This window comes from Streptococcus ruminantium, from assembly GCF_003609975.1.
GTDB classification, from domain to species: Bacteria; Bacillota; Bacilli; order Lactobacillales; family Streptococcaceae; genus Streptococcus; species Streptococcus ruminantium.
Genome location: NZ_AP018400.1, coordinates 1936191 through 1956698 on the forward strand (window position 1 = coordinate 1936191; position 20508 = coordinate 1956698).

Here is a 20508-nt window from a genome sequence, read left to right on the forward strand (position 1 = left end):
TTGTTCCTCCTAAACACTCAGTGAAAATCAAATGGAACTCACCCAAACCCTCAGATAGCAAACTAAAAATTTTCACATGTGCTGTTCGCTCATCAGACTTTTGATGAATTTGAGTTTCAAAGAGCGTGTATTTCTATGTTTCTAGTATATGCTCAATAGCCCACAAAAAAAAGACCAAATAAAACACAGGTTTGTGTTCACACTTGGACTTTACCCTAATATAGGTCCGTTTCAATATCTTGATTGGATAAATTGGTAAAGAGTTCATTAGTAATCAGCTTTTGTAAGCGTTGTTTGAGTTCCTGAGCTGCCTTGCCATCAGCAATATAGCCTGACAAGAGCTTATCCAGTTCTACCGCAAAGCCCTGCCTTTCATCAGATAAACTGCGGTATTTTGCGAAATGGGTCACATTGAGTACATCATCAAAGTCCATGATAGGATGAATCTGAACCAATGGAAAATCTGTTTCCAAACCTTCACTGGTTGTAATCAAAAAATCCACTTCTAGGAGGTCTTCTACACTTTTAAACTGCTCAGTTGTAAAGACTGCACCGATCTTCTTATCTGGCAAATGATGTCGACACTGTTTGTAGAGAAGTCGCTGAACTGAGACCCCCTCATCGCATATCAGATAAACAAGCTGAGTCGGTGCCTTGCGTGTCCCGCTTCTATGGACAGCTCCGCCGAGATGGACAGTCAGATAAGCAATGTCCTCATCAGACAGTTCAATCTGCCACTCCTCTTCCAAAATTTTTCCAGATACCCGAGTCATGGCAAACAAGCTGCTATACTTGTATTGAATCTGCTGCACCATTGGATTTTTTGTAAGAATACCGTAGGTTTTTCTAAACAGCAAGGCCTTGCAATGGGCTAGGAGGTGTTTGGCTAACTCCTCTGGATTTTCTAACTCGAAGGTTGAGTGAACTTCAAAATGATGGATAAAACGCTCAATAACTTGCTTCAGGTCAATAAAATCTTGACTAAATACATGAACATCGCTATCCTTTCGATAGGATAAAAGCAAAATAGCAATTAGAGAAACTTCGATTTCATCCAGGCCCAAGTCAAAGGTCTTCAGCAGAGCATCTTTCAAATCTTGAGCGACATGGTATTCTATTCTCTCCCGCACCTGCCCAAATTCTTTAAGAGTGGCTCGCTTTTCCAAGTTATCCACTTCCATATTGCGATAACTGAGAAGCACAAAGGGCAGGACTTTCAGCATGAACTCAATTTCATAGCGATTGATTTTCTTACCTAGTTTTTTCTCCAACTGCGAAACCTGTCCCTGTAAAAACTGCGCCATCTCTTCCGAGAAAAGAAGTTGGCAACCAACTAGGTCAAATAATTTGTCTTCTAAAACTTGCAAAAAGCCCTTGTTCGCATCTAAGAAAATCGTGTATAGAAGAGAGTGGACATATTGGATCTTATTCAAAGGATGACAGGCTAGACTATAGCCTTGGCTTTTGGAGACGTAGAGTGTCATCTTGTACTGCTCCTGAGCCAGTTGAGAGCGGATTTCATTTAAGTCATTCAAGACGGTATTACGAGAAACCTCTGTCAACTCCATCAGTCTTTCAATCGTCACTCGTTCCGGTGTAATACAGATATAGACCATCATCAACTGGATGCGCTCAGACATGTTCATGACATAGGTGTAAGAATCAATCGAGTCCAGCAGATCACGACAAGCCTGTTTCTGTTCCTCTGAAAGACGAAGACCAACACGTGGAAGACTCTCGATTGGCTCTACACTTGCTGGCAAGGCATCATTTATCTTTTCTAGATGGTAATAGATTTTTCGGCGTGATTGCTGCAGCTCTTTAGAGATAGCCATGATGGTCTCTGGCTCCTGCAATCCAATTAAATACCTCAATAAAGCACAACTGCTCTTATCTAATAACAAGATTTTCCTCCTCCCCACTCTATTACTATCTTAACACATTTACACACGATATTCTAATCGTTTTAGCAATTAAGATTGGCTTTTCTGTTTGTTGTGATTTGTACAGGTTTGTGCCTTCTAAGCTGACATGTCAAATGAAGATGAGATACTAGGATAATAATCTTTTCTTCATGGAAGCACTACTTTTATCGGAAGCCTCATTAGACCCATGTTTCATGCGATAGAGAGCGTTAGAATGAACTTGCAAGGTGTCTGAAGGAGTTTCATGCTAAACGGCACAATCAATACCAATCATCAATGATCCCTGACAACCTCCTTGCAACACCATGCATACTATTATCTCCCATCAAAAAGGGAAAAGTGCTCTTTTTTTGCAAAAGACCACCTTCTTTTCCCTATGGTTTTATATATTTTCTGTAAATAGTGAACTAGTGACTGTCACCTTTTTGCCCATAATAAGCATTTGGTCCATGCTTACGGAGATAGTGTTTATCCATGATGTACTGAGGAGCTGGCTCAACCCGTGGATTGATCTGCTCGGTGTAACGGTTCATACGTGCCACTTCTTCAAGGACAACACTGTGATAAACAGCCTGAGCAGGATCTTTTCCCCACGTGAACGGACCGTGGTTTCGGACGATGATTCCAGGGACAGCGACAGGATCCAGACCTCGCTCTGCGAAGGTTTCGATAATCACTGATCCCGTTTCTTTTTCGTAAGCCTGATCAACCTCCTCTGCTGTCAGGGAACGAGCACAGGGAATGGAACCGTAAAAATAATCCGCATGTGTAGTTCCATAGAAAGGAATATCACGACCAGCCTGTGCCCAGCCAACAGCCTCTGTCGAATGGGTGTGGACAACCGCATGGACATTGGGCCAAGCCTTATAGAGGGCTACATGAGTTGCTAGGTCTGAAGAAGGATTGAGATCTCCTTCAATAACTTGACCATCCAAATCTGTCACGACCATGTTTTCAGGTGTCAACTTATCATAGTCAACGCCTGAAGGTTTGATAACAATACGACCAAGCTCACGACAGACCTCGGAGACATTCCCCCAGGTAAATTTGACTAAACCATGAGCAGGTAGAGCGACATTGGCCTCGTAGACCCGTTGCCGCATAGCCTGTAAATCTTTCGGCATTAGTTCAACCCCGCTTTCTCAATCAATGGGTAAAGGAAATCCTGAGCTGCCTTGATAGCTGCTCGTGTTTCTTCTACAGTTTCACAATTTTCTGACCACATTTCAATCAAGAATGGTCCTTGGTAGTTGGTTTTTTTCAAGACTGCAAACATCTCCTCCCAGGCTACACAGCCCTGACCGAATGGAACATCACGGAATTGCCCCTTAGATGTTTCAGTCACAGCGTAAGTATCCTTGAGATGGAGGGCTGCTATGGAGCGATGCCCCAGATAAAATTCGCTCCAAATATCATTGTGCCAGGCGGAAACATTGCCCGTATCAGGATAGACAAAGAGATATGGTGAATCAATTTCTTTCTCAACAGCTAGGTATTTCTCAATGGAGTTGATGAAAGGGTCGTCCATAATCTCAATCGCCAATATAACCTGAGCCTGCTCCGCCCAGTTACATGCCTTGCGAAGGTTTTTAATGAAGCGAGTTCGTGTTTCTGGAGATTTTTCTTCGTAGTAGACATCGTAGCCAGCGAGTTGGATGACCCGAACACCCAAATCTTGAGCCAATTCGATGCATTGTTTCATCGTTTCGAGCGACTTAGCTTCAAGATCAGGATCGTTGGAGCCGAGTGGATAGCGACGATGACCAGAAAAGCAGATGGTCGGAATCCGTACACCTGTTTCGTAGATGGCCTTTACCACCTCCAAGCGCTCCTCTTTACTCCATTCTAAGCGAGCCAAGCGAGCTTCACTTTCGTCTACCGACATTTCGACAAAATCAAAACCAAGCTCTTTAGCAAACTCCAAACGGTCCTTCCATGTAAAATGCTTGGGGGTCGCTTTTTCATAAATGCCAATTGGACGTGCCATACCTACCCCCAAATACGACGGATTTCGTCTTTGAACTCACGTGCTGCCGCTGCTGGATTTTCTGCTTCGGTAATGCCACGACCTGCGATAAAGGTAAAAACATCAACTCCTTCAAACAGTTTGAGCGTATCAACATCCAGACCACCTGTTACTGACACACGAAAGCCCATCTCTACCAGTTTCTTCACCTTATTGAGATCTTTTTCACCCCATGTTTCACCTGCCAGAAGGGCATCGCGTGATTGATGGTAGATAGCTTGAGAAATGCCTGCATCTAGCCAAAGCTGAGCCTGCTCGTAAGTCCAGTCACCATAGAGTTCAACTTGAATTTCTCCCTTGTCGCCACGCACTTCTTTAATTGCCTTCAATGCCGCTTCCATCGTTGGAATGGTAGCTGAGCAGATACAGGTCATCCAATCTGCACCACGGACAGCATTATTTTTGGCAACTGTACCGCCAGCATCTGCACACTTGGTGTCAGCAACAATGATTTTATCAGGAAAAAGGTTGCGTAACACCTCAACCAGCTCACTACCGACTTGCAACAAGCAAACAGTCCCTGCTTCGATGATGTCTACCTCGTGGCCGACAGCCACCGCTGCCTTTATAGCTCCCTTGAGATCAGAATGATCCAATGCGACCTGTAAATTTGGAATATGTTTTGTCATAGTTAGGATACCAAGAGCGAACAGAAAACGACTAAAATCAGGAGAGATACGCAGTTGAGTCTATACACAAGTAACCCTATCCAAATTCTGAGTTTTCTGCTCGAATTTCTTCCCTTTCGTTCTTATTTGTACTTATCATTTCATCTCGGCAAATAGAGATGATGAAAGCTGATTAAATTTTAATAAAAGCATATAGCTAAATTGGTAAACAAAGGGCTTTATTAACATTCTAAACATTGCCTTGAAACCTAAATGCTCTATGTTTTTGTATTGTTATTCAAGTAAAATGCAATGGAATCATTAACCTTCTAAATCCAGACCTTCTAAGTAGGGGCTGTTTTTTGATTCTTCTACCATAGCCAGTACTTCTTCTGGTGTTTGACAAGCAACTAAACGCTCGATGGAATTTTCCAATTCAAAGAGGGCAACAATCTGCGGAATAGCTACAGAGGTGTGAATTTTGGGATCTGTAGCTGCAAGAGTGAGAAGAACAGATACTTCCTTACCATCTGAAAATGTCACCGGTTTTGTCAAAGTAATCAGGGCAAAGGAGTCTTTCAGAACCCCTACTCCTGCTTGAGCATGTGGCATCGCCATACCCGGCATGAGAACATAGTAGGGACCATATTCTTCCGTTGAAGCAATGATGGCATCATAGTATTCTTCTGTAGCTGCACCACTGTCAATCAAGGGTTCAACTGCCAAATGGACTGCCTCCTGCCAAGTTTCAGCTGTCAATCCTAGGCGGATGGAATTATTTTCAGTAAATGATTTTTGTAAATTCATGACTTCCTCTTCTACGTACTATATGAAAGGGGGAGGGAAAGTCCCTACCCCTACTGACAATCTATAGTACGGCTTGTAATTTCGTTTTGATTTCGTTGTCATCCATCAAGTTATCAAGACCAACCAAGTGCCCCTTGGTACGTCCTTCCAACTCAGCAATCAAGTGGTTGGAGGCTACCACAATATCGTATCCTGCTGCCAAGCCTTTTGCCTCACCGACAGAACAAGACGCTGATTGAAAGTCTGTTACACCCAATTGACGAAGGGCATTTTCCACCTTCATCTTAATAACCATGGATGAACCCATACCATTTCCGCAGGCTGTCAATACTTTAATCATAATTTCACTTCCATTTCTATACAGTTTGTTGTTTTTAGTAAGATAGGTGAATGTTCCTTTAAATACTAAAGGCTATATTACTCTGCTGGCGCTTCACCACGATAATAGGCTTCTTTATCTTTAGCTTTTGCAAATTGAAGCTGTGGAATGGCCAACAAGAAGAGACAAACGAGGACATAACCAGCAATACCTAGATACTTGAAGGCATATCCAAATGGCAACCATGGTACTTCAAAGTCAATATTTCCATGGTAACCACCGCTCAATTCAAGCAAACCTACACAGACCGCCCCAAGTGCTACTTGAATCACACCTGAGAGGAAGGATAGGATAGCTGCCGCTTTCCATCCGCCACGTTTATCAGCATAGACCGCAATCGCTGCGTTATCAAAGAATACAGGCACAAAACCAGTAATGATAAGAATTGGACTCTTGAAAACGACCAAGAGAACGATAGTAATTAGTTGACCAACCAAACCAAAAGCAAAACCTGAGAGAACTGCGTTAGATGACCCGAAACCATAAGAAGCTGCAACGTCCACCGCTGGGAATGAACCCGGAAGCAACTTACTTGAGATACCTTGGAAGGCATTGGTCAACTCCGCTACGAACATGCGGACACCCTGCATCAGGATGAAAAGATAAACTGAGAAGGTGAATGCTGTCTGAATAACATACATGAAGAAAGCTTGTTTAGCTGGGTTATAAGGAGTACCTGAAGTGATGACTTCTGGATTTGCCATAATTTCTGGCCCCAAAATAAACAGGATAGCTCCGAAGAAGACAAGCATCAAGGTTGCTGAGGCAACAACTGTATCATGGAAAATGGAGAGAAATTGTGGCAACTTCAAATTGTCTAAGTTTTCTTCTTTTTTACCAAGTTTTGGAGCAATCTTATCAACAAACCAGATAGCAAACTGTTGCTGGTGACCAATAGCGAAGCCACCGCCGCCTGTCAGGCGCTGCGTTGCTTCAACAGTCATATTTGAGCTGACCGCCCAATAAATACCACAGATGATACCGATAGCCGCTGTACCAAATTGGTTGCGCAGGGCTGGAATGAGAAAGAGTACCATCAAGGAAATCGTTGCTGCTTGCTGCACCATGATGTGACCGGTGATAAACAAAGTACGAACTTTTGTTACCTTACGAAAAGCCACTAAAAGAATATTGACACCAAAACCAATCAAGAGGGCTGTGGTCGCTGCTGATACAAAATCAGGGAAGGCTTCCGCAATCTTGCCATTAGCTGCTGCAAGACCAAAGTAAGGGTCAATGACTGCTGCATCAATTTGAAACTTATGGTTCAAGGCAGCCAAGATTGGACGGAAAGTTGTCACCAAGCCACTTGCGGCTACGTTTAAAATCATGTAGCCAACCGTCGCTTTGATAAACCCTGCAAAAACATCATGAGGTCGTTTTTTCAAGAGGGCATAGCCCACCAACACTAATAGACCTACGAAGAAGGCTGGATTCTGCAAGATATTCTGTGAGAACCAGTTTAATGGGGTTTGAAGGAAATCCATTTTTCATTCTCCTTTTTGAAATGATTTGTATGGTCTTATTATAGATTATGTAAGCGGAAACAAAAAGACCAAATAAAACACAGGCTTGTGTTCACTATTGGACTATTTTCCAATCGTATGAATCTGTCAACCCGTCCGTGTCCGTTTTCTCTTCTACTGCCGCCTGTGAAACGACTCTAGAGTACCTCTCTTTTTTCACAATAAAAAGAGGCTGGATAAACCAACCTCTTTCAGAGGGAAGTGATACTCAAAATATGACGGATTGATAGCCTAGGCCTACAATCATTTGAGTATATGCTCCACTTAATAAGAGCCAATTATTTATTCGTCTTCCAATTTCTTTCTACCTTTTGTAGCGCCAATCAGTCCGAGACCTGCAAAACCAAGACCAAGAAGAGCTAGTCCATTTCTGGACTCACCTGTAGCTGGCAAGGTTTTTTCGCTTGCAGAACTTGCTGTTTGAACTGGAGAGACTACAGAAGGAGATTCTTTTTCACTAGGAAGCGCTGCTTGAGTTGTTCCTAGATCAGCTATTGGTTTTTCCTCCGCTGTCGGAGCTGTATCTGGCACCTGTGAAACACGGTGCGGTAGACGAATCACTGTTGCGGTCAATGGCGCAAGGACAACTGCATCGTCTGTCAAGGTCACTCCATCCAGATTCGTCAGAGCTTCTACTCCAGCCTGTTTGCCATCTACGAGAACTTGCCCCTTGAGCAGATCCTTATAGATGTCTGCGAGAACAAAGCGCCGCTCCTTGCTATCTGCATTGACAAAGACAGCATAACGATCACCATTGCTTGCAATGGTCTGGTAGGCAATCACAACATCATTTTTAGCGATGCCATTTTGTCCTGGTATAGAGATTAAGCTGACTCTCTGATCCACTTCTTCTTTTGTCCCCAAACGGAAGGCATCCGTTGACTTCCGTAAGGCAATCAATCCCTTGGTAAAGGCTTGGGTTTGCGTATTTTCTGGATAACGTTCTGAATCTGTCGCCTTGGTCCAATCAAACTTGTTGACTGCATCAGATGAATCATAGGAATCATGGATGTAATATGGATAGTCAAACGGTGTGCCATCTGCGTTTGTTAACAGATGTGCCTTGTTTGGTACCTTATCATCAGATACAGGGTACTTATAATCTGGATGGCGGAATTGTTTGGTCCGTCCGTACTCTTGTCCAGAATGGATGAATGGTGTTCCTTGAGAGGTCAAGACCAGCAAATTACCCAAGCGTTGGCGGCGATGTATTTCCCGATTATTTTCAGCCACTGATGGATCTTTCTTGATAGATTGGGCAATAATATCAAAGAGGGTCAGATTATCATGAGCTGCGATATACTGAATCACATCACCCGGATCGTCAGCTTGGAAATTGCTTGGCTGAGCCTTGATATTGTTGAACACTGCTTCAATGCTCTTAGCACCGCCTGTGATAAAGGCCGGTTGCCCTTCATTTGGATAACCTGACTTGAGGGTATTACGAATATCATCCGAGAAGACCGCCACCGTATCCGTTGAACTCATCCAATCTTGGTCTGCCGGTTTGACAGGTTGGTTGGCATCTCCTGTAAAGGTTCTCCAGCCTTCTCCTAGCATGATAATGTTTGGATTGATCTTCTTGGCTTCCTTGAAAGCTGTTTCAATTGCCTCTGCATCATGATCCCCCATCATATCAAAGCGGAAACCATCCACTTTAAACTCATCAACAAGATACTTGATAGAATCCACCAAGACACGACGACTCATGTGGTGAGTTGTCCCCAAACGACCACCACCAAAGCTGGACTTGGCAGTGCCATCTGCTTCCATGAAATGGTAGTAATTCGGCTCTAAATCTTCAAACAAGAAGGTCCTAGCAGTGTGGTTGTAGACCACATCCAAAATGACTCCCATGCCATGTTTATGAATTTCATTTACGAGGTTTTTAAATTCCTCGATTCGTTTCAATGGATTTGTCGGATCAGTTGAGTACATACCGGTAAAGGCAAAATAGCTCTGTGGGTCATAGCCCCAGTTATAGTTGCTATTGCTAGAAGCGTACTCACCAAGGCGCTCTGCATTTTTCAATTCATTGACATAATAATAACTCATAACTGGCAACAGTTGGATATGGGTCACGCCTAGTTCTTTCAAATATTTGAGACGCTCTGCAAAAGCCGCAAAGGTACCAAACTGAGCTTTCAATTCGCTTGAGATAGCAGGGTCAGATGTAAAATCGCGGACATGTGTTTCATAGATGATCGCATCTTCACGTTTCACAAAGTTTGGAATGGTCGCATGAGTAAGGTCACTTGGTCCAACTTCTTTTGGATCGACAATTGCTGCCTTGGCAACGCGGTAAGACGGATCTGTCTCCGCCAAATCACTATTCCACTCTGCCAATGATTTGGCATACGGATCAAGAACGAGAACGGACTGGCCATTTCGAGTAATTTCGTAGTGGTAGTAGTAGCCGCGATAATCAGTAATACCAAGGCCAGATTGATCATTGAGCTTAAGATCCCATTGCCCCTTATCCCCCTTGGTCATAGCCAATTTTCCGACCACTTTAGACTGGTCGTCCTTATCATAAAGAACTACGGAAACACTGTCTGCACTTGGGGACCAGAGGGTCATATCCACCACAGCACCCGCTTGATGAACACGCGCACCAAGTTCGCCATCATAGGCGTAGAGCTCGTCTTTCAACTGCCAGCTCATCTTAGTCGTAAAGCTATCATTGCCATACTTGAGGGTATAGCCAGCGTTTTCTTGATTGAAATCCCCAAGGACTCGCACTTTATTGTTTGTAGTATCCAGTACAAGGTCCGTCACAGTGACAGGTTGACCATTTTTATCTGTTACGGATAGTTTTTCCATTATGCTCTGCTTGTCTGCTCCTTCAAGTGTTGTGAAAGCTGCTTCTAGGGCTGTCAGGCTAACATGTGATACCCCTGTGACACGAATATTGTTTACAAAATATGGATTGGTATAGATGGTCGCATCATCATCTTTAAGGAAAATTTGTGTATGGTTTTTCAAATCAGTAAAGTTGTAGTCTTTTGGCTGAATTTTTGCATCATCTCCCGACTTGCTTTCATCCAATAAGAGGAATCCAATCGAATTTGGTAGGTCTGTCAATTTCACATCAATATAAGCACCATACTTGCCACGATTTTCAAAGTCAATACCATCTGGCCAGTCTCCCAATTTGACATCCTTCACATCTCCCCAGACCCATAAGCCTTTTTGGTCATAATTGCCATCTGTACGGAAGTAGTTGATGCGGATATAGCCTTTCTTGAGCGGTGGATAATGACTCAACTGATAGTTTTCGTCAAACCAGGCCTCGTTCATCTTAGGACTGATTCGCTCGATTGTCTTATCACCTGTGAGGTTTTCACCCGACGTATTGTTAATCAAAAGGCTGATCTTACTTGCCGCTTCGTCCTTCATCTTGATGTCTAGGTAGTAACCGTAATCATCTTGCTTTGCAGTGCTAAAATTGGTCGCACCAGTCGGCCAAGCACCTATGCTAGAAGATGGCTTTTCGACATCGTCCCATGTCCAAAGACCGAGACTTGATAGATTATCGGATGGTAATTTTTTAAAGTGAACCCGGAAGTGACCTGCTGGAATCGGCTCTTCTGTCGCTCCTTTCACACTGGCATTAACAATATCGCCTGCCTGAGCTTGAAGAAGCATCGTTCCCCCTTGCGCAATCGTTGGAAGTTCTACTTGAACCACAAACTTACCATCTTTTTCAAGAGCTTGGTAGCTCTTACCCGTATAAGCATCCTTTAGTACGACATCTTTTCCGGAAACTTCAATATCCATTTCCTTCTTGTCCGTATTGGTCGAAAAGAGTAGGTAGGCTGATTGGTTTTGATAGCTACGCTTGGTTAATAACCAACCTTGGCTATCATTTGCAGCGACTGTCGCTGTATCTCCACGGGAAAGAAGCTCAGAATTAGCATTACGGAAGGCTAACAATTTTTGGTAGTGTGTTTGTACATCGCTGTTTCCTACCCGACTCCAGTCAAAATCATAGCGATTATCGTAAACAGGCCAGTTATTTTTTCCTGACTGCCCCAACTCTTCTCCATAGTAGATGACCGGTTGACCTTTTGCTGTTATCAAAAGGCTGGCAGCTAGTTTCAATTTGTCCAGATTGCCTTCTTTTTCGGCTCCGCCAAGACTGTATAGAAAACCATCTTCATCATGACTACCTAAAAATTGACCTAGACTAGCAGCGCTATTCAAGACCTTACTACGCTCTTCCAACTCTTTTCCAGCCGCCTTGAGCTGACCGTTGACTAGGTACTTGGCAATATCCTTGAAACCAAAGTCCAGCAAACTATCCATGGTTCCAATACCTAGATCACCCTTCGTATCCTTGTAATTGGCACCCCAAGTCTCCCCAATCAGGTGGAAGTCAGGATCACGATCCACCAATTCATTTTTGAAATGCTGCCAGGTGGTATCATCCACGTGTTTCACCGTATCTACACGGAAGCCATAGATGGAGTTGCCTTTGGCTGTGGTAGATCGTTGTAACCAAGAAGCTTGCCAGTCTACTAATTTCTTGCGAATATCGGCTTCCTCTGTCTTAAAATCAGGTAGACCAGCGAGAGAGCCCAGTTGATCATCTCCTTGCTTGTCCTCTTCCTTGGTTCGTACCATGCCTGAAAATGTATTTTCTGTTCCGTAACCTGCATGGTTGAGCACGACATCCACGATGATCTTGATACCTCTTTCTGCTGCGGCATCAATCAATTCATGGAAATCAGCCAAACTACCTAGATGTGGATTGAGTTTTTCAAAGTTAGCTGCCCAATAGCCATGATAAGCGTAATAGTCACCATCTTTTTCACCACCAGCATTTTGTGGGATATTTTCTACAATCGGTGTCAACCAGATGGAATTGACCCCCAATTCCTTCAAGTAATCTAATTTGGCTGTTACTCCTTTGAAGTCTCCTCCTTGATAGAGACCACGAGGATTGGTAATCTTCCCTTCAACTCGTTTATCATTGCTGGTGTCTCCATTGTAGAAACGGTCAGTCAACATAAAATAGATGACCTGCTCATCCCAGTCCTTCTCACCAGCAGCCTTTTGACGTTTGGTAATCGTCACATCCAACTTGGTTTCATAGTAACCATTGTCCTTGTCATAAACCTTCACAGGCAAGCTATAGGTTCCCGGTACTGTATCCGATGTCGCCTTGATTGTCACACGGTTGAGTTCTGTTGAAATCGGGACAATCCCGCCTCCAATAGCTGTTGTATCTACTTCCATTTTGACAATTTCAACCTGTTCAGGATTGGTCACAGTGAGTGATACTAGGCCACTTTCGTTGTAATTAAATGGTGCTTTTATACTAGCTGCGACGGTCACGTTTTTCGTTCCAGGAGTTGCCTTACTCGTGTCTAACTCAAGCTTTTCTTCGACAAAATAAGGATTAGTATAGATCTTTGCCTCATCGTTGCGGAGGAAAATCTGGCTATGACGCTTACGATCGGCGAAGGCTAAATCAATCGTTTTATTACCCGGAAGGTCCGGATTATTTTTATTGACTAGAAGAAAATTCAATTTAGAATCCAGAGCCTTAGATAAGGGAATATCTACATAAGCACCGTATTTCCCTAATTTAAAATCGACTGCACCGGCGGGCCAACCATCGCTAGCTTTGGTCGTATCACCCCAAGTCCAAACACCCCAACCTTCATAGTTGTTATCATCTCGTTTGTAATTGATGCGAAGAAGCTTCTCATCCTTAATAGGCTCATAACTAGAAACACTGTAGTCACTGGCAATCCAAGCTTCATTTTGCTCAGGAACCAGCAGTTCAACTTTCTGGTCTGACTCGGTTACCTTTTCCCCATTCTTGAGCAATAAGTAGCCGATGGTTGCTGGAGTTTCTGACTTTTTAATATCTACATAGTGACCGTAGTTGTCAACTTGGCTACTATAAAAATTCGCTGTATCATTCGGCCATTTGTTGCCATCTGATGGTTTTTCTACACCGCCCCAGATCCATAGTCCCTGTTTTTCAGGCTCTTTTTTGTCTACATTTTCAAAGTGAAGACGGATGTTGCCAGCTTCAATCGGCGCTTCTGCTACAGGTGTTTCTACAACTGGTTGAGCCTTAGCAGCTTCTTCTGTGTTGGTTGCCGGGGTTGCTAGAGTCGCAGCATCCGATACAGTCTCTTCTGTCTTTCTTGAGAGAGTCGTTGCAGGTGCGACTGCTTCCTCAGCTTGTACCACCTGTCCTACGCTACTTAAAAAGAGAGCTGTCGCAATACCGACTGAGGCAATTCCTACATTTAGCTTTCGGATGCCAAAGATTTGCTTCTCCTTGAACATTCCTATTCGCTTCACATCCTGAACGGATTTCTTTTTCATATAACTCCTCCATGTATATTCGTTTGATAGGTATATTACCAGTATATACAATTTAACAGAGGTTTTGCAAACGTTTTCTCAAATGTTATCGTTAACAGATTTCCAACTATTTTCAAAATAAAAGCTTCCTAAATCCCATAACTAAAAAAGTATCTTATGGAATTTCTGAAGCATTTTATCATTCTTTTTGTAATGTTGGAGCCACTCTATTACAGAAGTCTCGGTAGATTATCAGGCATACAAACATTATTTTTACGATTTATAACATAAAATTCCCTTGCGGAATGTAATCAACAATCATCAACATAGTCAAAATGGATAGTGAATAGTTTCTGTTAGCAAACAATTTGATCAAGAGAATCCTTCCCTATTATTTTTCTTTCATCCCTCTGACTATTCTCATTGTTTGAACAATTTTTATCAGCATAGTATAAGCTGACGACAATCATCAAAGAGACCAAACTGAACACAGCTCCGACAATCAGTCCTTGCGGGAAAAAGTACATTTCGATGGTATGCCTTCCTGCGGTTATTGGAAATGATAGTAAGCTATTCCACGCTTTTTTAGCCACTACCATTCTTCCATCAACCTTCACCGTCCACCCTTCACTGTAGGGAATGGTGGTCATCATGATGTTACTATCATCAGTAATATCAACAGTCCCCTTAACAGTGGTGTTTGTCCATTCCGTAACTACCATATTTTGTTTTAAACGCTCTCTTAATACCCTCCTAATAGCATCATTATCTGCGCGCACAAGACCTGCTCCTTCTAAGTTGACACCATCCATTGAGTACCGTAATTCAAGCACCGTCTCCTCTCCTTCTGTATTTGAGGTCAATTGCCAAAGCTGTCTTTGAGAAAAACTTTTTTGGTTCGTCAACCATTTATTGTTTAGGAGAATTGAGAGACGACCTTCTGCTTTGTTTAAAAAATATGGCGTTAGAAAATAATAAGTATAGCTACTTTTAGGAATGATTTTATAGCGAACGATTCCCGGTCGATTGCTATCAATGCGATCATAGACCTTCTCACCTTTATCGTTGGTTGACTCTTTCATATTTTCTGTCTCCACTCTTGAAAAACCGAAGGTCTGAAAATAATGAATATCATTCTTAGAATTCCCCACCATCGAATTAAGGATAATATTTTGGTTTGCTACAGGATTATTGAATCCAAATTGTATATTTCGCACAAGCGTATTTGTTCCAAAAGCAATGGAGAGGACATTGGGATTTTCATAAACAACATACCGGTCGTCATCGTATACCTTGTTTATATAGTATTCTGGAAGATCAAATCGTTTGGAGTAACGCGTAAAATACATCTTTTTAGGATTCATTTCGACCTCCTTTTGGGTGAAGTCTTTCACATCCATATAATAACGCACCCCGTAGAGCGCATCTGTTAAAGCTGTTCCATTTGCATATTGGGTTGCAGCATTCACTCCTACATCTCCCAGATATGCAAACAAATTCATGGTAGACCGCTCCAAACTTGAACTAAAACTGCTCAGTCCCGGATAAGACAACAAAGTTGGTGCTGTTTTTGAGTAAGAAAAGCTAGAACCAATACGATAGAATTTTGTTTTAGCACTATCCTGAAGACTATCTGTTACATGCTTAACCGAAATTGTTGCATCACTAAATTTATAAGCATTGGCATAATGTAGGGTCACTTGGGACAAATATGCATTATATCCCAGCTCAAGTATTGTGATGAAAGCTAGCATCACCCACCCCAAACGACCTGGACCCAAATAGAAAACCAGCAAAACACTTAACCAGACCATAATAGTCAAGGCTACCTGCGAAAGAAGATAACCCTGCTGTAATAAAAATAGACCTAGTACCATCGCACTTACTAGAACAACAGAGAAGATCAGTCTATTCTTTTTAGAGTATTGCCATTTTTTCCAGTAGCAATAAAAAATACCCGTAACAAATAGACCTGTAAAAAGAAAAATCAATAAATAGTTTTGCTTGACAAAATCCGTCACCATCTGAGGTTGTTCTTTAGAAATATAACTGTATTTTTGACTCAAGACGTAGGTCGCAGAAGCAATGAGTATAACACAGCCAATTCCAAAACCCTTGTTCGAAATCTTCGGCGATTCTTTGAAGGCTTGAAAAGCCAGCAAAACCATGTAGAAAGATAAAATCCAAGAAAAGCGGAAAAAGAACCCTGCTGGATTCTGCCCCATGTGCCAAATTTTACTAGCAAACTCATTAACAAATGAAATGAAAAAGATTACCGTTATAATACTAGCACTGATTTTTTGGTTGTGATGCACTTTTGCGAACTTAAAATAGAGAATAAAGCCAAATAAAGCTAGTGCTCCTACATAAATATTTGGTAAATTAGGACCTGCTGACCAACCAGAGGTCGTATCAAAGCCACCAATGGTTAATTTTGATAAAATGTCTAAAGGATTGATCTGCAATGCTAAACGAAAGGTCAGTCCAGTTCCCACTTGCCCTTTACTTTGCATAAGATTTAGGGCAACTGGATAGATTAAGACGGACACTAGTCCTATCGCCATAACAGAGTAACTAAAAGTCCTTAGAAGAGGAGAAAAGAAACTCCCTAGCTTCTTTTTCCAATCTCCTTCAACTGCCAGACGAGGAGAAACATAGAAACAAGCATACAAGGCAACAAAGATACCAATCATATAGCCCATATAAAACTGCAAAAAGAAGGTCAAGGCTATCGTCCAGATATAACAAAACGGTTTCCCTCCGTCCAGTAGTTCTTCCAGTACCGCAATAACAAGTGGTAACAAAATCATAGCATCGTAAAAGATTGGATTCATCTGATAAGAAACCAGCATCCCAGACAAAGCATAAGCAGTTGATGCAAAAGGCACTAGCCATGCATTTCCTTCCAGCGCTTTATAGCGTCTCACTAAAAGATATGCAAAACTAAGTCCGATAGCTCCATAACGCAGCCAAATTGTCAGGAAGACTGCTAAACTAAAATGACTAAATGGAGTGATGATATAGATGAGATTAAAAGGACTCAATAGATAATAAGCTAATACTCCAAGCATATCCCCACCTAGTGATTTGGTAAAGGAGTAGAAAAAACTAGACCAATCACCCGAAAGAATTGCTGATTTCAAGAAACCATAAAAACTGATGTACTGTTGTCCAAAGTCAACTGCCATAAGACTCTTTATACCAAAAGGGTACATGCCAATAAAAGACCAAACTACCAATATAATCACCATTGGAAGTAGAGCGCTGATAATATAAGTGCTTAACTTTCGGTGAGCCTTAAGCGAATTTAGCAGCCGTTGATATAATCTCGTAAACAATTTCATTCTTACCCTACCCTATCTTTTCTTGCTGCCTCAATATTTGTTTCTCCAACAACAAAATGTGGACGTTGCTTGACTTCATAATAAATCTTCCCAATGTATTCTCCCAAAATACCGATAGAAATCAATTGGACTCCACTAAAAAGAATAATGGCAGCTATAGTTGTAAAATAACCGCTGACCCTATGCCCTGCATACATAAAATATCGAACAAGTTCAACTAACAGGTAGAGCAAAGCGATTCCTAAACTGATTAACCCAAACTGTACACAAACTCTCAGAGGCTTATCGTTAAAGGAGATGATTCCTTGAATAGCATAATTGAAGGACTTTTTCAATCCAAATTTACTCTTCCCAGTTATCCTAACTTGATTTTTGTATGGAATTACTTTTTCTTTAAAGCCAATCCACTCATAGAGCCCTTTATTAAAGCGATTGTATTCCGGTAATGCTATAAAGGTCTCAACAGCACGTCTGCTCAGTAATCGCAATTCTGATTTCCCATCAGTTAGCCGAACATCCATTGAGTGATTCGATACATCATAAAAAACTTTTGCAAAAAGACTTGCTAGTTTAGATTCTCCCACACGGTCTCTCTGACCGCTAACAATGTCATATCCCTCCTTGTAAGCTGCAACAAATTCTGGAATGAGATAGGGTGGGTGCTGAAGATCTCCGTCCATTACCATCACCGCATCACCAGTTGCATATTTAAAACCTGCTAAAATTGCTCCCTCGCGACCAAAATTTCGACTTAAGCTAATATAGCGAACCCTTGAGCTATCCGCTGCAATCGTCTCTATCAACTCAAGAGTTGCATCACTCGAACCATCATCAACATAGAGCAATTCATAATCTGAAAGCCCTATTCCCAGCATACTATCCAACTGTCTAGACATTTCATCATGTGTTTTAGTCAATATATTTTCTTCATTGAAAAAAGTGATTAGTACAGTTAATTTCATTGAACTACCTTTCTTTCATATTTTCTTAAAGGGAACAAATAATAAAGTATTTATTCCTTCTAAAAAAGAGAGAAACTCTGTTCTCTCTTGTAGTATTAGCCTAATCATTCATGATTAAGATTTTTTTTATTTACGATGGTACACCATCGCTGTGATTATCGAAACAAGGACACCAAATCCAAGCATAGTTACTAAAAAGCTACCTACTTCTCCCGTAGATGGGAGCGATGCTTTTCTAGATTTGTCATTTGTGGTCGTTTCTGGTTGACTAGGTTTTTCACTTGTTGTGGTGGTGGTAGTTGGCTCCTCAATTGTGGTAGTCGTCGTTGACTCCTCGGTTGTGGTAGTCGTCGTTGGCTCCTCAATTGTGGTAGTGGTTGTTGACTCCTCGGTTGTGGTGGTCGTCGTTGACTCCTCGGTTGTGGTGGTCGTCGTTGACTCCTCGGTTGTGGTGGTCGTCGTTGGCTCCTCGGTTGTAGTAGTGGTAGTTGACTCCTCGGTTGTAGTAGTGGTAGTTGACTCCTCGGTTGTAGTAGTGGTAGTTGACTCCTCGGTTGTGGTGGTAGTTGTTGGCTCAACATACTCATTATTGAACTCAATATCGTTAGGATATTCAACTGCAGCAACAAGAGTACCCTGTTTATCATCGCTCACACGAACAGTTACATGAACTCTGAGATCATCATATTTCAAGCCATCAATCATTTGACCTGCATTAACCTCTTCAATCGTGTATTTATAGATACCAGCCGCAGAGTAGTCAATTGCCTTGAAAACGACAGAACCATCAACTGCATTCTTTACTCTTTGAAGCTCAGTTCCATTTTCATCTCTTAAGATAAATTCAAACTCTTGATTCATGAGAGTACGGCCTTTCAAAGCCTTCTTAACCGCAATCGTTGCTCTAGCTGGTGTAGTCTTATTTAAAGTATTCTTGATGGTAAAGTGACTGTCTGCACTCTTTATATACTCAACAGTATAGATTTTTCCTTCCAATACTACTTTACCATTATCCTCGCCTACTTCTTTAACTGTATAGCTATAATCTTTACCCTTATTGTCTGTTTTATCTAAGGCTTTCCAAGTATATGAACTACTATTTGGTGTTATTGAAATTGGCTGTCCTTCTACCACATTATTTTTATACAATTGTAGCAATATTGTCGGTTTCTTATCATCTAAACCAATCCATTCTTTATTGACTTTAATATCTATTTTTTTCTTTGTATTTTCTATCTGGAAAGTTTTTCCTTCTGTATCACTTTCCTTAACTTCAAATTCATGGGTGATTGCCTTAGATGGTTCAAAGTCTATCCATGCCGGAGCAGAAATTTCTTTCAGTCTATATTTTCCATCTACCAAACCCTTTTGACTGGCAATACCTGATTCATTAGTCTTTATTTTGTACTGCACGTTTGTATTGTTTACTGATTCAATCAGAAACTCTACTCCTGCGATTCCAGTCTCCGTCCCTGCAATCTTCTTAAAGATCCTTACCTCACCTTTTACGGTTCCTTTTGCCCAACCTCCAACACGAATGATTTCAACAGAGGCACTCTTATCGCTCTCCTGTATCTGCCAATCTAGATTGGAAAGGTGAACAGTTGATGTGTTCGTCACTCGTGTAATTGCTGGGTTATTCATGGTTTCTGCTGTCAGCCTAGCCTTCAAACGAACGGAGATACTTCTGCCGTTCAAAGGCTTTACCCATGTACCGTGCTCAAGAACCCACTGATTGGATAGTTTAACATTTAATTTTCGCTTGTTGGAAGTATCAAACGAAATCGTAACTCCCCTTTTTCCAGCCTCTTCTAGACTAATCCAGTTACCAGAACCAAATTCAACTGCATAAGAAGCCTTATTATTATAATCAATGTCCCACTCCATTGTCTCTGGAAGTTCATCGTTAATCTCAAAAGTGGCATTTAAGTCTTCCACAGATTTTCTTGCAGTGTTAACATTAAAGATCCAATCTACACTATCATCCTTATCATCCCAAACTCCAGATTTGTAATACACATTATCCGTCGTTTCTGAGCCTTTCTCGTATTTAAGTGTAATGCTCTTACTAATGCTTCCTGAACTTATATTGATTGTTCCTTGACCTGATTGACTATAATCTCTGTCGTAAAATGCTGAGGCACTAAAATAGAAAGCCCCCGTAACGTCATCAAGAGTTGCTGCATACTCATTGAATTTCAATACAGCCTTATTATCCTTGAACTCAACGGTTCCCAGAGATTTTCCTTGACTATTTTTTAAATCAAGAGTCGTATTTGGAAAAGTTACTTTTACACCCTGAAGACTAAATCTAATTTCTTCTTCCTGTCCATTTGTAACTTTCGTACCTGGACCTCCAAAATCTACATCCACACGGAAATGATCACCATGCCTCATCTCTTGTTTATCAACTTTAATGTCTTTAATCAAGCTCCCCTGCGCTTGGCTCACACTTGCTCCCATAAATGCACCAGCTAAGGTTGACACTACCATTAAGATGCTTAACATCATCGCACCTACTTTTTTCCGCATCATTACCAATCCCTCTCTATTTTGTCTTTTTCTACCACCCACTCCTCTTTTTTCACGATGAAAAGAAGAGTA

The 20508-nt window shown here is 41.7% G+C and carries 11 protein-coding genes; all 11 read right to left on the reverse strand.

Annotated elements, in window-relative coordinates; all coding sequences use genetic code 11:
* Positions 1 to 215: 215 nt before the first annotated feature.
* The 11 genes from SR187_RS09190 to SR187_RS09240 all read right to left on the reverse strand — a co-directional run bounded on the left by SR187_RS09190 (position 216) and on the right by SR187_RS09240 (position 20439).
* A complete protein-coding gene (locus tag SR187_RS09190) occupies positions 216 to 1904 on the reverse strand; it encodes a BglG family transcription antiterminator (RefSeq protein WP_120172355.1) in 1689 nt (562 codons plus the stop codon).
* Positions 1905 to 2332: 428 nt separating this feature from the next.
* Entirely contained in the window at positions 2333 to 3049 is a 717-nt protein-coding gene (locus SR187_RS09195; RefSeq protein ID WP_120172356.1) for an L-ribulose-5-phosphate 4-epimerase, read from the reverse strand.
* Positions 3049 to 3912 (reverse strand): L-ribulose-5-phosphate 3-epimerase, encoded by an 864-nt coding sequence (locus tag SR187_RS09200; RefSeq protein WP_120172357.1) that lies wholly within the window; start codon positions 3910 to 3912, stop codon positions 3049 to 3051. The genes SR187_RS09195 and SR187_RS09200 overlap by 1 nt, the downstream gene beginning before the upstream one ends.
* A gap of 2 nt (positions 3913 to 3914) precedes the next feature.
* Complete coding sequence (locus SR187_RS09205) at positions 3915 to 4580, reverse strand: 3-keto-L-gulonate-6-phosphate decarboxylase UlaD (RefSeq protein ID WP_120172358.1); 666 nt, start codon at positions 4578 to 4580, stop codon at positions 3915 to 3917.
* 300 nt (positions 4581 to 4880) lie between these two features.
* Entirely contained in the window at positions 4881 to 5366 is a 486-nt protein-coding gene (locus SR187_RS09210; protein WP_024532668.1) for a PTS sugar transporter subunit IIA, read from the reverse strand.
* A 61-nt stretch (positions 5367 to 5427) separates the two neighbouring features.
* On the reverse strand, positions 5428 to 5706 hold the full coding sequence (locus SR187_RS09215) for a PTS sugar transporter subunit IIB (protein WP_120172359.1): 279 nt from the start codon (positions 5704 to 5706) through the stop codon (positions 5428 to 5430).
* A 77-nt stretch (positions 5707 to 5783) separates the two neighbouring features.
* Positions 5784 to 7232 carry a PTS ascorbate transporter subunit IIC gene (locus SR187_RS09220; RefSeq protein WP_120172360.1) on the reverse strand — a complete coding sequence of 483 codons (1449 nt, stop codon included), beginning with the start codon at positions 7230 to 7232 and terminating at the stop codon, positions 5784 to 5786.
* A 321-nt stretch (positions 7233 to 7553) separates the two neighbouring features.
* A complete protein-coding gene (locus SR187_RS09225) occupies positions 7554 to 13619 on the reverse strand; it encodes a pullulanase (RefSeq protein ID WP_162496996.1) in 6066 nt (2021 codons plus the stop codon).
* A gap of 335 nt (positions 13620 to 13954) precedes the next feature.
* On the reverse strand, positions 13955 to 16942 hold the full coding sequence (pgfM1, locus tag SR187_RS09230; RefSeq protein WP_120172361.1) for a glycosyltransferase PgfM1: 2988 nt from the start codon (positions 16940 to 16942) through the stop codon (positions 13955 to 13957).
* A gap of 2 nt (positions 16943 to 16944) precedes the next feature.
* Complete coding sequence (gene pgfS, locus SR187_RS09235; protein WP_120172362.1) at positions 16945 to 17904, reverse strand: glycosyltransferase PgfS; 960 nt, start codon at positions 17902 to 17904, stop codon at positions 16945 to 16947.
* Positions 17905 to 18030: 126 nt separating this feature from the next.
* A complete protein-coding gene (locus SR187_RS09240; RefSeq protein WP_120172363.1) occupies positions 18031 to 20439 on the reverse strand; it encodes a Spy0128 family protein in 2409 nt (802 codons plus the stop codon).
* Positions 20440 to 20508 lie beyond the last annotated feature (69 nt).

Bases quoted from the DNA above. Each gene is read 5' to 3' on its own strand.
- SR187_RS09195 (WP_120172356.1), bottom strand. From the start codon at position 3,049: ATGCCGAAAGATTTACAGGCTATGCGGCAACGGGTCTACGAGGCCAAT.
- SR187_RS09200 (WP_120172357.1), bottom strand. From the start codon at position 3,912: ATGGCACGTCCAATTGGCATTTATGAAAAAGCGACCCCCAAGCATTTT.
- SR187_RS09205 (WP_120172358.1), bottom strand. From the start codon at position 4,580: ATGACAAAACATATTCCAAATTTACAGGTCGCATTGGATCATTCTGAT.
- SR187_RS09210 (WP_024532668.1), bottom strand. From the start codon at position 5,366: ATGAATTTACAAAAATCATTTACTGAAAATAATTCCATCCGCCTAGGA.
- SR187_RS09215 (WP_120172359.1), bottom strand. From the start codon at position 5,706: ATGATTAAAGTATTGACAGCCTGCGGAAATGGTATGGGTTCATCCATG.
- SR187_RS09220 (WP_120172360.1), bottom strand. From the start codon at position 7,232: ATGGATTTCCTTCAAACCCCATTAAACTGGTTCTCACAGAATATCTTG.
- SR187_RS09225 (WP_162496996.1), bottom strand. From the start codon at position 13,619: ATGAAAAAGAAATCCGTTCAGGATGTGAAGCGAATAGGAATGTTCAAG.
- pgfM1 (WP_120172361.1), bottom strand. From the start codon at position 16,942: ATGAAATTGTTTACGAGATTATATCAACGGCTGCTAAATTCGCTTAAG.
- pgfS (WP_120172362.1), bottom strand. From the start codon at position 17,904: ATGAAATTAACTGTACTAATCACTTTTTTCAATGAAGAAAATATATTG.
- SR187_RS09240 (WP_120172363.1), bottom strand. From the start codon at position 20,439: ATGATGCGGAAAAAAGTAGGTGCGATGATGTTAAGCATCTTAATGGTA.